Raw genomic sequence first — 14,944 nt, forward strand, 5'->3', positions numbered from 1 at the left:
GAACGATACCGCTGCAACTCGGCAACCTTGGTGGCAAGGGCCGCATTCAGGCGATTGCCAAGATTGACGATCTGGGCGTCTTTTTCCTCGTTCTCGCGTTCGGACGTTTCAAGCGCGGCTTCGATCCGGGCCAGTTGTTGGCGCAGGGCCAACATTTGCTGATTAAGCGCCGCGACCTGTGCCTTGGCTTCGTCACTAAGGTTCTTTTGTTCTTCCAACTCGGCTGCGCGCGATGCCAGAAGGGCCGAAAGCTCGTCAATACGGGTTTCCTGATCAGTGATCTTTTCGCCCGTAGTTTCGCGAAGCTCGGTCAGTTCGGCTTCCTTGTCTTCAAGCGACGCAAGGGCTGCCAGAAGTTTCTGCTCAATCTCATCCGTTGAAAGTTCAGCTGCCGCCAACTGATCGGCAAGGGTGGTAGCACGCGCACGCAGGTCATCACGCTGATCGGCGGTATTGGAAAGCTCGGTCGTCAGCTGTGTGAGTTCGAGTTCCATACGCTGGTTGTTGCCACGTTCAAGTGACAGCAGATTGGTCAGCTCGTTAACCTGGGCGGTCAGATCGCTTAGCGCCTCGTCACGCCCGGAAAGGGCCGCACCCAGATACACCTGCGCAATGACAAAGATCATCAGAAGAAAGATAATCACCATCAAAAGGGTTGCCAGCGCATCAACAAAGCCCGGCCAGGTATTTACATCGCGGTTACGACGGCGCGAAAGCCCGATCATTCGATCAGCCCTCCTCGGCGATGGCGGCGATGGTGCGGGCGAGGAGCTTGATCTCGCTTCTGATTTCCTGTGTGGATTGCTGGCGGCCCATGGTCAGTTCTTCGCCAATACGGCCAAGCGTATTGTCGAGCGAACGGATATGGGCACGGGTATTATCATCAATCCCGAAGCTGCCCATTTTCATCGAATCCGCCAGCTGATCGAGGACCGGTTTGAGGTGCATCTGGTTTTCCGCCAGCTTGACCATCAATTGCTGTTCGGCCTTCATCTGATCGGTCAGGGTCGATAGCTTATCCGCCAGATCAATCAGGGTGTTATGCGATTTGATCTGTGAACTTTCCGATCGCTGGATGGAGTTTTGCAATCCTTCCATATTATCGGCCATCTGTTCGATCAGGGCCGAAAGATACGCCGGAACAGACTGTTCGCCGTCGGAAATGCCACCACCGGAACCAAGGCGGGTGAAGCTTGACAGCCATTCTTCAAGATCATTGAAGAAACGGTTCTGTGCCTGACCGGCCTGCATGTCCAGAAGACCAAGGGCAAGCGATCCTGCAAGACCAAACAGCGAGGACGAAAACGCCGTACCCATGCCGCTTAACGGTTCGGACAGGCCGTCTTTAAGCTCGGAGAACCAAAGGTCCATGTTGGACCCGCTGCCGACATTGACGTTACTGATCACACCAGCAACCGAGTTCACGGTCTGAAGCAGGCCCCAGAAGGTGCCGAGCAGACCCAGGAACACCAAAAGGCCAACGACATAGCGCGACAATTCGCGGCTTTCATCAAGGCGGGAGCGGATCGAGTCAAGGATCGTCCGGGTCGATGTGGTCGAAAGCTGTGGGCGGTCGCGGCGCTGTTCGGCCATCATGCTGGCCATCGGGGCCAGAAGTTTCGGCGGCACCTGCGACGTCAGCCCCGGACGGGACCGACGAAAATCCTCGATCCACGTCACTTCGGGCGAGAGGCTTGCGGCCATGCGGAAGGTGTAAATGACACCCACGACAAACACGCCAAGGATCAGGCCATTGAGAACAGCATTGGCCATAAAGGCATCAGACAGTGCCGGGAACAGCAGGGCGCCAACCCCGGCGATGATGGCAACAAAGATTGCCATGCGTGTCAGATAACTACCGGGTTTGGTAATAGGCGGGAGGGATCCCGTACCACTGGCCGAATTGCTGCTCATAGCGGATTAATCCTAGCGTTGAACGGTTTTGATATCGACGCGATCTGCGGGGCCGGACGGAACATTCGCACCCAGGGCACGAACATCAATGCGCGTGGAGCGCACACCCCTGTCAATCAGATAGGAACGCACCTGAAGCGCGCGTGACAGCGACAGACGACGCGCCTTGGAGGCATTCGCCCCGTCACCCTGCGCATAGGCCTGCAACTGAATTCGAAGATCTTCATCCTGTCCCATGGTTGCGATCACGCTGTCGAGCTGGCTTCTGGCGGCCGCACTCAGCTCGAAGCTGTCAGCGGCAAAGCCAAGGCTGTATTCATCGCCACCGGTGGCCGGCATTGCAGCCGGTGCAGAGGTTTCTGGCGGGATGGATGCTTCTTCAGCCGGGGCCGGTGGCACCGTCGGCGCGGGGGCCGGTTCTGCCATCTCGGTCGCAGGCTGGGTGGTGTCTGGTGCAGGGGCTGCCGGGGGCGCAGGTGTGTCGGAAATCGGTGCGACTTCCGGTGCTGCCGGTGCGGGTGCTGCGTTGTTTTCCTCGACCGGGGCAGGCGGTGCCACAGGGGCATCAGATACTTCTGCCGTCTCGGTCGCCGGGGAAGTGGTCGGGGCCGCCGGGGTTGGTTCCGGTGCCGCCGGTGCGACAGTCGGCGCAGGCTCCGGTGCCGGAGTAGGCTTGGTCAGCGGCGTCGGTGCGTTCGATGCGCTGCTTTCGGTTACAGGTGGTGCGACCGGTTTGCTGCGCGGTGCGGCGGTCGGTTCCGGCTGGGTCAGCGCAATGGTCTGGTTTGCACCATCATCCATGTCCGCGACACGCTGGGTTGCATTTGGGACGACGCCGGGAACGCCATAAAATTCTGATTGGGTCGGGAAGGCATTGCCACCGCCACTTGATCCGTCAATGACAACGGTTTCAAACCCGCCGTCATAGCCAGCATTACCTGTCGCACTGGCAAACTGTTCAGCGGCGAGGAAAGTCGATTTCGGACGGGTTTCCGGGAAAATCAGATCACCGCCCGGCATGACGATATGATCGCGTGAAACGGTGGGAGACAGATATTGCGGAACGGTCGGCTGCCCGCCATAGCCATCTGCAACGTCCCAGTTCACCTGAACGCTGCTGTCATTCGAAACGGGGGAGTATTGTTGCGCCGATGCATCTGGCGCAAAGAACACGGTTGTGCCCAGTGCAGCCGTCATCGCAAGCACCGAAATCTTGGAATACCCCATCATCAAATCGCAGGCCCCTTAATACCCTGTGTTTGAAATCGTTTGGTAACGTTGTTCTATTTCACACAGTTTTGTGTCGATCATTAGGCACCCGCAAAACTTTCCGAATGCCCCCCCTTGGTGTCCGTGGGCCCGCAATCAGACCGCACAGTCCCAAGCACCATAGCTTAGAGACAGATGATGGACAACCGCTTTGACCGAAAACGCAAAAGGGGCGCTTCGGCAAATTGCGAAGCGCCCCTTTCAAAAAACAGTAACAAAAGCCGGGTGTTAGCCCGTGATTGCCTTTTTAAGCGTTTTGGCCAGCACCGGCTGGATATAGTCATTGGCTGCAACGACGCTGCCGGTACCAAGCATGTTGGTGCCGCCTTTGTCATCGCGGATATAACCGCCAGCTTCGGAGATCAGGATGATCCCGGCTGCAATATCCCACGCATTGAGGTGGGATTCCCAATAACCGTCATAACGACCGGCCGCGACATAGGCCATATCAAGGGCCGCAGCCCCCATACGACGCACGCCGGCACAACGATCCATGACCGAGTGCAGCTGCTTTTCAAATACCGCGTGATCACCATGACCAAGATGCGGAACACCGCATGCCAGAACGCATTCGTTCAGACGACGACGGCCCGAAACGCGCAGGCGGCGGTTATCAAGGAACGCACCGACGCCCTTTTCCGCCCAGAAGCATTCGTCCTTGGCGACGTCATAGATCATGCCGGCAATGATTTCATCACCCTTCTGCAGGGCAACCGAAATCGCAAAATGCGGGATGCCATGCAGGAAGTTGGTGGTGCCATCAAGCGGATCAATGATCCAGCGATGCTCAGGATCGGTGCCCTTGATCTCGCCACCTTCTTCCATAAGGAAGCCATAACCGGGGCGGGAACGCTCAAGCTCTTCACGCAGGCGTTTTTCGGCACGGTGATCAGCCGCAGATACGAAATCTGCCGGGCCTTTCATCGAAACCTGAAGGTTCTCGACTTCACCGAAGTCGCGTTTCAGTCCGTAGGCTGCCTTTTCGACAGCCTTGTACATCACATTGATGTTCGCAGAACGACGGGCGGCGCCTCGCACGGCATATCTCCCGGTGTTTGAATTAAAATGAAAACCACAGGGCGGGTTTCGCCCTTAGTCCTTGGCACGCTCGATATAGGTGCCTTCAACTGTGTTCACGACAATGCGCGTACCCGATTCAATATGCGGGGGCACCATCACACGAACACCGTTCTCAAGAACAGCCGGTTTGAAAGAAGAAGACTGGGTCTGACCTTTGACAACCGCATCGGCTTCGACAATCTGGAAGACGACATGCTCGGGAAGGGTCACACCAAGCGGCTCACCTTCGAAGGATTCGATGGTCACAACCATACCATCCTGAAGATAGACAGCCGCTTCGCCAACAAGGTCGGCATTTACTGTGATCTGTTCATAGGTTTCGCTGTCCATGAAGGTGATCATGTCACCATCGGCGAACAGATAGGTGTATTCTTTCTGCTCAAGACGAACCTTTTCGACGGTTTCCGAAGCGCGGAAACGCTCGTTCAGCTTGGTGCCGGTACGAATGTCTTTGAGTTCAACCTGGTTAAAAGCACCGCCTTTACCCGGCTTCACAGCCTGGCATTTTACTGCACGCCACAGGGCACCTTTATGTTCGATAAGGTTACCCGGACGGATTTCGTTGCCGTTGATTTTCATGGCACAAACCGTTCTTTCAGATCACAGATTCACAATGCAATAAGGGGCAAGCGCCCCATTTCAGGCGCTCTACCTACCAGTTTGGCTGTTTTGCTGCAAGAAGATTGATCCGGGTTTGCGCGCATAACGCCCCATCATTCGCGCATGGCTGGACCAATGAATGAAATCAGATCTCGGTTGCTGCAATCGCCGCCTTGATGGCCTTCGCACCGGCTTCTGGCCCGTCCGGATGGTTCCAGACGCCACCGGTGACGGCAATGAAGTCGGCACCTGCCAAAACAAGCGGCGCAACATTATCAGCCGTGATGCCACCAATCGCCACACAGGGCACCGTGGTAAAGGTCGTCCAGATTTCGAGGATTTCCGTGGTGACGCTGGTTTTGGCTTCTTTGGTTTCGGTCGGATAAAACGCGCCGAATGCGACGTAATCGGCCCCTTTGTCTCCAACGATCATCGCCTTGTGGCGACTGTCATAGCACGACACACCGACGATATGTTCTTCGCCCATAATGGCGCGTGCTTCGTCGTAACTTGCGTCTTCTTCGCCGACATGCACGCCGTCACAGCCCGATTTCTTGGCAATATCAGGACGGTCATTGAGGATCAGAGGAATGTCACGATCAGTACACATCGGAAGGATGGTATCAATCGCCTTGCGGATGTCGTCATCGCTGACATCCTTCAGGCGCAATTGCAGGCAATCAACCGCACCGGTATCCAGCACAGATTTCAGCTTCTCGCCAAAGGGTGCAAGGTCGATTTTCGGCGGGGTCAGAAGATAAAGACCGGCAAGTTCGTCTGAATTCACGATGATAATTCCTGATGATTTCCTGCGTGTTATGTAACCTTTGACGCTGGTTTTGGCAATTGCCAAGGCTACGCGGCAAGATGTGCAAGCAACCGCTTGTCGAGTTCATGATCGGGCAACAGGTCATCGGCCATCTGATAGATCGTATCAGCCGCCGGTAAATCGGTGATGACGCTGCAATTGGCCTGACGCGCCATATCCGCCAGTTTTTCAATGCGGTTATCTGACGACGGCTCGACGATCACCACATCAAGGCCCAGCTCAATTGCGGCCAACGCGCCAGAAACCCGCCCACGACAATCAAGGATCGCCGTGAAATCACATGCCGGGAAGTCTTCACGCACCAGCGTGACCAGATCGGCAAACCACTGTGTCCCGTGCGTTTGCGCAGCATGTTCAGGCGACAGCAACCCAAAGGCACGATCGCCCATCACCCGGCAGGCGGATCTGGCGCCGGTGATGCCATGAATGCAAATAACAGGATCGGGCAGGGGGCTCATTTCGATGGTTCTTATGCTTTGGTGCGCGCGACATAGACCGTGTTGATATCTTCACGGTCAATCAGCGGATGTTTGAATTTAATGACATCAGCCCGGATGGTCTCAAACGCGGATTTCAGGTTTTCTTCAAACCACGGTTCGGGCAGCTCGGTTGACCACAGGGCAAAAATCCCGCCGGGCACCAGATGGGCGGCAAGCTTTGCCAGACCATCCTTGGTGTAAAGGCGCTCGTGGTCTTCGTGCAGGACATTGCCCGGCGAATGATCAACATCCAAAAGGATGGCGTCATGCCGTTTCTCGGGCGCATCCGGGTTCATGCCCGGTGTGTCGGAAAGCGACGCGCCAAAGAAATCGCCATGCACCAGTGCGCAGCGCGGATCATTTGAAAGCTGTTCACCCAGCGGCAGCAACCCTTGCTGATGCCATTCGATCACCTCGGGCAGGGTATCCAGCACCGTCAGCTTGCCGGTCTTGGGATTATCAAGGGCGGCCTTGGCGGTATATCCAAGGCCAAGCCCGCCGACGACGACATCAAGGTTGTCGCGATCAAGCTCCGCCAGGCCAAGGTCGGCCAGCGCAATCTCGGCATCGGTAAACAGGCTCGACATCAGATATTCTTCATCAAGCTTGATCTCGTAGACGTCGATATCAAGGCTCAGCTCACGTCGGCGACGCAGGCTTAGCACCCCCATCGGTGTCGGGCGATAATCAAGTTCCTTGAAAAGAAGGCTCACGGGCTGGGCTCCTGTTTGTCTTTTCTGTTCGTTGGCTCAACAGTGACGGAAAGACGGGCAAAAGAAAAGTGCCCGAAGCAGAACTTCGGGCACTTCGAAAATCTGAACCTAAGCGACGCTTAGAGGAACTTCGCCATGGCGACAGCGGTGTCGCTCATACGGTTGGAGAAGCCCCATTCGTTGTCATACCAGGACAGGATACGAACGAAGTTGCCGTCCATGACCTGGGTCTGGGTCGCATCAAAGGTTGAGCTGTTCGGGTTGTGGTTGAAGTCAACCGAAACCAGCGGTGCTTCGCAAACGCCAAGAACGCCTTTGAGCGGGCCGTTTGCTGCTTCTTTGATGGCTGCGTTGATTTCATCAACGGTGGTGTCGCGGCCTGCAACGAACGTCAGGTCAACCATGGAGACGTTCGGGGTCGGAACGCGGATCGCGGTACCGTCAAGCTTGCCTTTGAGTTCCGGCAGAACCAGACCGACAGCCTTTGCCGCACCGGTCGAGGTCGGGATCATCGAAAGCGATGCCGAACGTGCACGACGCAGGTCTTTATGCAGGCTGTCCACGGTGTTCTGGTCGCCGGTGAAGGCGTGAACGGTGGTCATGAAACCTTTGGTGATGCCAACGGTCTTGTTCAGAACATCTGCAACCGGTGCAAGGCAGTTGGTGGTGCAAGAAGCGTTCGAAACGATAACATCGTCAGCGCTCAGGGTGTCGGAGTTAACACCGTAAACAACGGTTTTGATATCACCCTTTGCCGGGGCGGAAATCAGAACGCGCTTGGCACCTGCGGTCAGGTGTTTGCCGGCACCCGCTTCGTCAAGGAAGATACCGGTGCATTCGAATGCGATATCAACTTTGAGGTCAGCCCACGGCAGGTTCGCCGGGTCACGCTCGGAGCAGACTTTGATCGCCTTGCCGTCAATGACGAGGTTGTCGCCTTCGGCTTTGACGTCATTGGCCAGAACGCCATGAACGGAATCATATTTCAGAAGATGTGCGTTGGTGTTGACATCACCCAGGTCGTTGATGGCAACAACTTCAACATCTGTGCGGCCGCTTTCAACGATAGAACGCAGAACAAGACGACCGATACGACCGAAACCATTAATCGCTACGCGAATAGCCATTCATCCCTCCAAAATTATAATGATTGGTACCTGGGGAGTATCAATCACGGCTTAGGGTTTTAGACCCATAGAAAAAAGGCCGGATCGGCATGTTACCGATCCGGCCCTGTAAATCAAACCAGTTCCTTGGCCGCTTTGACCAGAGCGTCGGCGGTGATGCCGAAATGCTCGTATAGAACCGGGGCAGGTGCCGAGGCACCAAATCCATGCATGCCGATAACCTTGCCGTTATCGCCAACATATTTTTCCCAGCCAAAGACCGAAAGTGCTTCGATGGCAACGCGCGGGGCGCTGCCCAGAACTTCTTTGCGGTATTCCGGCGACTGGGCGTCAAACAGTTCCCAGCTCGGCAGCGAAACAACAGCGGCATTGATGCCGTCTGCTTTAAGCTTGGCCTGGGCGTCAACCGCGATCTCGACTTCCGAGCCGGTTGCAATCAGGGTGACCTGACGATCGCCATCGCAATCGGAAATGACGTAACCGCCGCGTGCGACAAGGTTGTCTTCACGGTATTCGGTGCGCAAAACCGGAAGGTTCTGGCGGGTCAGCGCCAAAACGGTCGGGCCGGTTTCGTTGGTGATCGACATTGCCCATGCTTCGGCAGTTTCGACCGCATCGGCCGGGCGGATCACAGTGACGTTCGGCATGGCGCGAAGCGATGCGACATGTTCGACCGGCTGGTGGGTCGGGCCGTCTTCGCCAAGACCGATGGAATCGTGGGTCATGACGTAAACAACGCGCTGGTTCATAAGCGCCGAAAGGCGGATCGACGGGCGGCAATAGTCCGTAAAGACCAGGAAGGTGCCACCATAAGGCAGAACGCCACCATGCAGCGCCAGGCCGTTCATGGCCGCGGCCATGCCGTGTTCGCGGATACCGTAATAGATATACGCACCTTCATAGCCGCCTTCGGCGGTAATCGGTGCCTGAACGCCGGTCTTGGTATTGTTCGAGCCGGTCAAATCGGCAGAACCACCAATCATTTCCGGGATTTCCTTGGTCAGAACTTCAAGAACGTTCTGGGACGCCTTGCGGGTTGCGACCTTTGGCTTTTCTTCGGTGATCTGTTTCTTGTAGTCGTTGAACGCTTCGATCCAGTTTTCCGGAAGCTTGCCTTCGATGCGACGTTCGAACTCGTCCTTAAGCGCTGCTTCGAGGCTTTCGAAGCGTGCACCCCATGCATTGAAATCTTCGGTGCCGCGCGCGCCGGCTGCAAGCCATGCGTCGCGGACATCAGCCGGAATTTCAAATGGCTCGTAATCCCAGCCAAGTTTCTTGCGCATGCCGGCAAGTTCTTCTGCACCCAGCGGTGCGCCATGCGTTGCCGAGGTGCCGCCCTTGGTCGGGGCGCCAAAACCGATTTCGGTTTTACACGCGATCATCGAGGGCGTGTTGGTGGTTTTTGCTTTGGCAATGGCGGCTTCGATCGCGGCCGGATCATGGCCATCAATCTGCTGAACATCCCAGCCAGCTGCTTCAAAGCGTTTCTTGTGGTCTTCCGAGGTCGAAAGCGAGGTCGGGCCATCAATCGAAATGCCGTTGTCATCGAACAGAACGATGAGTTTCGACAGTTTCATGTGACCGGCCATCGAAATGGCTTCCTGCGAAATGCCTTCCATCAGGCAACCGTCACCGGCAATCACATAGGTGTAGTGATCAACAACGCTGTCACCGAAACGGGCATTCATGATGCGCTCGCCAAGGGCGAAACCGACCGAGGTCGCAATCCCCTGACCCAGCGGGCCAGTGGTGGTTTCAATACCGGCACCATGGCCGAATTCCGGGTGGCCCGCCGTGCGGTAACCCATCTGACGGAAATTCTTGATCTGATCAAGATCGAAGTCTTCGTAACCGGTCAGGTGCAGAAGCGAATAAAGAAGCATCGAACCGTGACCTGCGGACAGGATGAAACGGTCGCGGTCCGGCCAGTTCGGGTGCTTTGGATCGAATTTCAAGAATTTGGTATAAAGAACAGTCGCAACATCTGCCATGCCCATCGGCATGCCGGGGTGTCCGGATTTGGCTTTCTCAACAGCGTCTGCCGAGAGGAAGCGGATGGCATTGGCCATGCGATTGTGTTCTGCTTGCGTCGTCATGTGATGCGGTTCCTGGGGGTTTCGCGGTCGGGCGATGAAAACACTTTTCCATTTATTAACGGAATTCGCGCGGAAGATGCCCTTACAGGGGGCAAACGTCAACCGCTTCTATCGAAAATCTGCCATGTTAACGGGAATTAGATCGACCTCGCGTCTGTCCCGGTTGGCAGATTGGGTGACGCTGTTGAACGATTTACGCAGGTGGTTCTGTAAATTTCAAGGGGTGCGGTTGCTGTTGGCATGAATACCGGCACAACAAATGGGGCAAAACGGTTGTTGATTGAAATCTGTGATGTTAAATCAGCCATGATCATGACATGTTCACAATGTCATATTGGTTCTTGATGAGTGGCGCCAGGAAACAGATCGCTGTGCGCATCGGGTAAACAGCAAACATTCGGGTAGGGTGATGTCGCGGTTGCAACAAGCAAGTGATCGGCTCAAAGCAGCACTGGAACGTCTGGAAACGGTTGCGGAGTCGGCGATCGAGGCCAAAAGCCGGAATGCAAATGCTGATACGGCAGAGGTCGAACACCTTCGCGGACAGCTGTCAGCCCTTCGTGAAGATTACGACCGGCTTAGCCGTACCACCCAAACGGTTTCCAGCCGGCTTGATGGTGCTGTTGATCAGCTCAAACTCGTCCTTGATGAAGAACCAGCAACGAAACAGGCATAATCCATGGCACAGGTTTCCATTCGCATTAACGGTCGCAGCTATGACATCGCATGCGATGACGGTCAGGAAGATCGCATTCACGCGCTTGCCGGATATGTTGACGAACGGGTCAAGGAAATCTCCGATGCGGTTGGCCAGATCGGCGAACAGCGACTTTTGGTCATGACCAGTCTGCTGATTGCCGATGAATTGAGCATGGCACGCGAAAAGCTTGATAGTCGCCCGGCAGTCGTCGCCGAAGCCGGAAGTTTGTCCGCTGCTGAAAGTGATGCGCTTGCTGACAATATCGAAGGCATGGCCGAACGTGTCGAAGCACTCGCCGATCGTCTTGGTAAAGACTGATCTGACGGCCCGTTGAATGCTGCTGGCTGCGTTTCTTCCGGGCTGAAATCGCGCAATCTACTTGAAATTCACATGACCCAAGACTAAGTTCCGGTCGCTGACAGTTTGCGATGCGCCGTTCGCGGCGATCAAGAACCCAGCATCAAGGGGGCTGCCCTGTTCGTCAGGTTCGCTAATTCCCGGGGCCGATGCTCATTTCTCTAGGGAGCTGTCCCTGTCGAGGCCGTGGTCTCGTTATACGGCGCCCACCTGCACTCGCAGGTCACGAGGAATTACCAAATGGCCAACGGCAGTGGTGGCTCCCGATTACTTTGTTCTGGGTTGAAACTCATTCCCTTTTCCATTTCGCGATGCCGGTCATGCGTCCCGGGGCAGGGTGCATTAAACGAAACATGTCTGCCTGCTGGCTGACGCAATACAGGAAGCACTATGCGTTTACTTCATCTTGGCGACGTTCTGGGACAATCCGGTCGTAAGGCTGCTCTTGAAGCGTTGCCGATGCTACGTGATCGTTTGTCGGTTGATGTCGCGGTGGTGAATGTTGAAAACGCTGCCCACGGTTTTGGCGTAACAGCCAAAATCTGCAAGGAATTCTATGGCGCCGGTGCCGATGTGCTGACCACGGGCAACCATGTCTGGGATCAACGCGAAATCATCGCCTATATAGACGAAGATGAAAAACTGCTCCGTCCCTGGAACTTTCCCGACGGCACACCAGGCAATGGCGACTACGTGTTTAAAACCAGATCGGGCAAAAAGGTCTGTGTGATCAACATGATGGGACGCCTGTTCATGGATCCGCTATCTTGCCCGTTCCAAGGTGCTGACAAGCTGTTTAACAAGCACAAGATTGGCAAGAATGTCGATGCCGTGATTGTTGATTTTCATGCGGAAACCACGTCGGAAAAGATGGCGTTTGGCCACCATTGTGACGGGCGTGCATCGCTTGTTCTTGGTACCCACACCCATGTGCCGACCGCCGACGCCCAGATTCTGCCAAATGGTACGGCCTATCAGACAGATGTCGGCATGTGCGGTGATTTCGATTCCGTCATCGGCATGAAAAAGGAAAACTCGGTCCGAAAGTTTTTGACCAAGATGCCCGCTGGCCGGTTCGAGCCAGCAGAAGGCCCGGCAACGGTTTGCGGTGTCTATGTTGAAACCGATGACAAGACCGGCCTTGCAAAACGTATTGAATCGGTTCGCATCGGAGGTCGCCTGAAAGGTAGCTGGCCAAGCGCCTGATGGTTTGAAAACGATCACCACCCAAACGAAAGGCCCGCCAGATGGCGGGCCTTTGTCATTTCAGATGTGGCGTTTCGATCAGGCTGCGCGATCACGGGCCTGCTGGCGCAGGTCATCAAGGATGGCGGAAATACGGGTGCGCATTTCGCTGACTTTTTCCGATGCAGAACGCGACGTACTCAGCACTTCACCGGACAACTGGCCGGTACGACCGGTTTCATTGGCAACCTCGGCAATCGATGCCGAAACCGCACGGGTACGGTCCGCTGCCCCGCGTACATTGCGGGTGATTTCATCGGTTGCAGCCCCTTGTTCTTCGACAGCGGCTGAAATGGTCGTCGCAATTTCATTGAGGCTATCAATGATTGATCCGATTTCGCCGATGGCGGTAACCGACTCACCGGTGGCTTTCTGAATACCGGTGATCTGTCCTGCGATCTCTTCGGTTGCCTTTTCGGTCTGGTTGGCAAGGTTTTTGACCTCGGCTGCCACAACCGCGAAACCTTTGCCGGCATCACCCGCACGGGCCGCCTCGATGGTTGCGTTAAGGGCCAGAAGGTTGGTCTGTTCGGCAATGTCGGTGATCAGTGCGATCACTTCGCCAATACGGCCAGCCGACTGCGACAGGCTATGGACCAGTTCATTGGTTTGCTGGGCACGTTTGGCCGCTTCGTTCGAAATGCGCGTGGTTTCTGCCATCTGACGGTTGATTTCCGCATTCGAACTCGAAAGCTGTTCGGTTGCCGATGCAACGGTTTCAACATTGCCGGTCGCTTCTTCGGCCGAGTTTGAAACATCTTCGCTCTGATTGGAAACCAGTTCCGCACTTTGGCTCATCTGACCGGAAACGCCTTGAAGCTGCTCGCCAAGGGCGGCAATTTCATTGACGGCGGTTTCCACTTCGTCCTGCAGCGTGTCTGCAAGGCTCAGAAGCTCATCGCGCAAAGCTTCGTTGCGTTCACGGTTAAGGCGCTCTTCCTCGGCCTGCATATCGCGGACCTTGATAGCATTTTCCTTAAAGACCTCAACCGCACGACCCATTGCGGTGATTTCGTCATTGCCCTGGGAAGGAACAGCAACATCAAGATCACCATCGGCCAGTGATACCATGGTTTTTTGCAAACCTGCCAAACGACGCAGCAGGTTGCCACGGACATAAAGAACAAAGATCAGAAGCGGCAGAAGAATGGCTGCAACTCCGACGGCGTACATCACATATGTACTTTGGGTGTTCAGGACTTTTGCCGTCGCCGCCGAACGGTCAACGCCGTTTTGCAGCGATCCGACCAGTGCATTCACACCACTTTCCATAGCAGTCGCATATTCAGCACTTTGTAAAACGATATCGGATTGTTCCTTGGCAAGTTGCAATTCGGCAATGCGCAAGGAAGGAATGCTGTCAGGGCCAACAGCCAGCGGTTTGATATCTGTCAGCAGATCGACATAGAATTTCTGCAGACGTTCGTTTTCAAGGTTTTTGATCAGGGATTCAATCGTCTCGATTGTCCCGCGGATTTGCACGCTCAGGATTTTAAGGCGTGTCGGGTCGCTGTTTGATGCTGCTCCCAGAACGACATTGGCCATGTCACCGCCAAGCTTGGACAGCTCCAGCACAGGTTCGCGCGAGGCAATCGTATCATCAAGTTTAATCGCCAGGTCCGCGCCAAGTGTTCTCTGATCAAGCGTCAGAAAATCAGCATTTTTGCGGATATCATCAAGCTGCGCACCAATGCCGTTGATCTGGTTTTGTGACATTGCCAGCAACGGTTTAAGCATGGAATTGTATTTGTCGTTCAGCGCCTGAAACGCGTTGATGCTCTCTGCCAGTTTGCTGGCCATATCAAAACGGCGCAGGGTTGCGTCGTGCAATGTTTCCAGATTGTCGGCAAGCTTCTGTCCGTCTTCCTCGATAATCGACAAGGATGCCGGTGGCAGTCCGGAATTTGCCAGCTGATCAAGTTTTTCGCGCAAGCTGTCTAGTAGCATATCAAGTTCGATTTTGACGACTTGTTCTTCGTTGGGCGAAGAAGCCGCAACGATGCGCGGTGCGGATGCGACAACTTTCACGCTGTCTGTTGCCAACTGCTGGGCAATGAACATTGGGGGCAACTGGGTGTTGGTGATTTCATCAAGCTGGCCGCCAAACTTATTGAACGAGAAGACCGATACGCAGGCAGCAAGAATGGCAATCAGGCCGACGAGGAAGAATGCACCGGCAAGCTTTCCGCGCACTCCAAGCCCTGCTTTTCCGGTTTTGCGTGATGGCGACGGGCGGGGGCCGCGTTTAAAGTTAAATCCCATAATTTCTGTTATCCCATAGACAAATTAGTCCAGTGCCGACACAGATCTGTGCCGACGCTCGTATTGCGGTTTTCTCGGATATTGCTTCCCCGGATGGGCCACTTTAAGGAAGGACGGTCTGCCAATTCGTGGGGCGGCAAGACCGCAGATAAAGCGGCTGTTATATTATTGTTGCGACGGATATAGCATAGCTGAGGCAAACAGGGCATGCGTTTTCACGCTAAACAGATGTATAGATCGTGGTATTGCAGGGCTTTGGTGGGCATTTTGAAG

At 55.1% G+C, this 14,944-nt stretch carries 13 protein-coding genes, 1 other RNA gene and 1 pseudogene; 4 read left to right on the forward strand and 11 right to left on the reverse strand.

Going from position 1 to position 14,944, the window contains the following annotated elements; translation table 11 throughout:
- The 10 genes and pseudogenes from B3Z49_RS18215 to tkt form a co-directional block, all read right to left on the reverse strand.
- A pseudogene (locus tag B3Z49_RS18215) lies at positions 1 to 725 on the reverse strand (peptidoglycan-binding protein); the annotation flags it as partial.
- Between the two features lie 4 nt (positions 726 to 729).
- Positions 730 to 1,914, reverse strand: a complete 1,185-nt coding sequence (locus tag B3Z49_RS18220) for a hypothetical protein (RefSeq protein WP_008891359.1) — start codon at positions 1,912 to 1,914, stop codon at positions 730 to 732.
- Between the two features lie 12 nt (positions 1,915 to 1,926).
- Positions 1,927 to 3,144: an OmpA family protein gene (locus tag B3Z49_RS18225; protein ID WP_296993418.1), complete on the reverse strand. Its 1,218-nt coding sequence runs from the start codon at positions 3,142 to 3,144 to the stop codon at positions 1,927 to 1,929.
- Positions 3,145 to 3,411: 267 nt separating this feature from the next.
- Entirely contained in the window at positions 3,412 to 4,221 is an 810-nt protein-coding gene (locus tag B3Z49_RS18230) for an inositol monophosphatase family protein (RefSeq protein WP_197145227.1), read from the reverse strand.
- A gap of 54 nt (positions 4,222 to 4,275) precedes the next feature.
- Positions 4,276 to 4,842, reverse strand: a complete 567-nt coding sequence (efp, locus tag B3Z49_RS18235; protein ID WP_008891362.1) for an elongation factor P — start codon at positions 4,840 to 4,842, stop codon at positions 4,276 to 4,278.
- A gap of 166 nt (positions 4,843 to 5,008) precedes the next feature.
- Complete coding sequence (gene thiE, locus B3Z49_RS18240) at positions 5,009 to 5,650, reverse strand: thiamine phosphate synthase (protein WP_296993422.1); 642 nt, start codon at positions 5,648 to 5,650, stop codon at positions 5,009 to 5,011.
- Between the two features lie 68 nt (positions 5,651 to 5,718).
- Positions 5,719 to 6,150, reverse strand: a complete 432-nt coding sequence (locus tag B3Z49_RS18245; RefSeq protein WP_296993424.1) for a hypothetical protein — start codon at positions 6,148 to 6,150, stop codon at positions 5,719 to 5,721.
- An 11-nt stretch (positions 6,151 to 6,161) separates the two neighbouring features.
- Entirely contained in the window at positions 6,162 to 6,884 is a 723-nt protein-coding gene (locus B3Z49_RS18250) for a spermidine synthase (protein ID WP_296993426.1), read from the reverse strand.
- 119 nt (positions 6,885 to 7,003) lie between these two features.
- Complete coding sequence (gap, locus tag B3Z49_RS18255; RefSeq protein ID WP_296993428.1) at positions 7,004 to 8,011, reverse strand: type I glyceraldehyde-3-phosphate dehydrogenase; 1,008 nt, start codon at positions 8,009 to 8,011, stop codon at positions 7,004 to 7,006.
- Between the two features lie 113 nt (positions 8,012 to 8,124).
- A complete protein-coding gene (gene tkt / locus B3Z49_RS18260) occupies positions 8,125 to 10,107 on the reverse strand; it encodes a transketolase (protein ID WP_296993429.1) in 1,983 nt (660 codons plus the stop codon).
- Between the two features lie 409 nt (positions 10,108 to 10,516).
- Between tkt and B3Z49_RS18265 the strand changes: the two genes are divergently transcribed.
- The 4 genes from B3Z49_RS18265 (at position 10,517) to B3Z49_RS18280 (ending at position 12,370) form a co-directional block, all read left to right on the forward strand.
- Entirely contained in the window at positions 10,517 to 10,783 is a 267-nt protein-coding gene (locus B3Z49_RS18265; RefSeq protein WP_296993431.1) for a hypothetical protein, read from the forward strand.
- A 3-nt stretch (positions 10,784 to 10,786) separates the two neighbouring features.
- Entirely contained in the window at positions 10,787 to 11,125 is a 339-nt protein-coding gene (locus tag B3Z49_RS18270) for a cell division protein ZapA (RefSeq protein WP_296993433.1), read from the forward strand.
- 145 nt (positions 11,126 to 11,270) lie between these two features.
- Positions 11,271 to 11,431: non-coding RNA, 6S RNA (gene ssrS / locus B3Z49_RS18275), on the forward strand.
- Positions 11,432 to 11,554: 123 nt separating this feature from the next.
- Positions 11,555 to 12,370, forward strand: coding sequence for a TIGR00282 family metallophosphoesterase (locus B3Z49_RS18280; protein ID WP_296993435.1), 816 nt, complete (start codon positions 11,555 to 11,557; stop codon positions 12,368 to 12,370).
- A 78-nt stretch (positions 12,371 to 12,448) separates the two neighbouring features.
- On the opposite strand, the gene B3Z49_RS18285 is transcribed toward B3Z49_RS18280, so the two are convergent.
- On the reverse strand, positions 12,449 to 14,671 hold the full coding sequence (locus B3Z49_RS18285; protein WP_296993436.1) for a methyl-accepting chemotaxis protein: 2,223 nt from the start codon (positions 14,669 to 14,671) through the stop codon (positions 12,449 to 12,451).
- Positions 14,672 to 14,944: the final 273 nt, after the last annotated feature.

Origin of the sequence: Thalassospira sp. UBA1131 (assembly GCF_002311515.1) — a bacterium.
In the GTDB taxonomy this organism is placed as follows: Bacteria; Pseudomonadota; Alphaproteobacteria; order Rhodospirillales; family Thalassospiraceae; genus Thalassospira.

Excerpts from the sequence above, each read along its gene's own strand:
- B3Z49_RS18220 (WP_008891359.1), bottom strand. The coding sequence starts at position 1,914 with ATGAGCAGCAATTCGGCCAGTGGTACGGGATCCCTCCCGCCTATTACC.
- B3Z49_RS18225 (WP_296993418.1), bottom strand. The coding sequence starts at position 3,144 with ATGATGGGGTATTCCAAGATTTCGGTGCTTGCGATGACGGCTGCACTG.
- efp (WP_008891362.1), bottom strand. The coding sequence starts at position 4,842 with ATGAAAATCAACGGCAACGAAATCCGTCCGGGTAACCTTATCGAACAT.
- B3Z49_RS18245 (WP_296993424.1), bottom strand. The coding sequence starts at position 6,150 with ATGAGCCCCCTGCCCGATCCTGTTATTTGCATTCATGGCATCACCGGC.
- gap (WP_296993428.1), bottom strand. The coding sequence starts at position 8,011 with ATGGCTATTCGCGTAGCGATTAATGGTTTCGGTCGTATCGGTCGTCTT.
- tkt (WP_296993429.1), bottom strand. The coding sequence starts at position 10,107 with ATGACGACGCAAGCAGAACACAATCGCATGGCCAATGCCATCCGCTTC.
- B3Z49_RS18265 (WP_296993431.1), top strand. The coding sequence starts at position 10,517 with ATGTCGCGGTTGCAACAAGCAAGTGATCGGCTCAAAGCAGCACTGGAA.
- B3Z49_RS18270 (WP_296993433.1), top strand. The coding sequence starts at position 10,787 with ATGGCACAGGTTTCCATTCGCATTAACGGTCGCAGCTATGACATCGCA.
- B3Z49_RS18280 (WP_296993435.1), top strand. The coding sequence starts at position 11,555 with ATGCGTTTACTTCATCTTGGCGACGTTCTGGGACAATCCGGTCGTAAG.
- B3Z49_RS18285 (WP_296993436.1), bottom strand. The coding sequence starts at position 14,671 with ATGGGATTTAACTTTAAACGCGGCCCCCGCCCGTCGCCATCACGCAAA.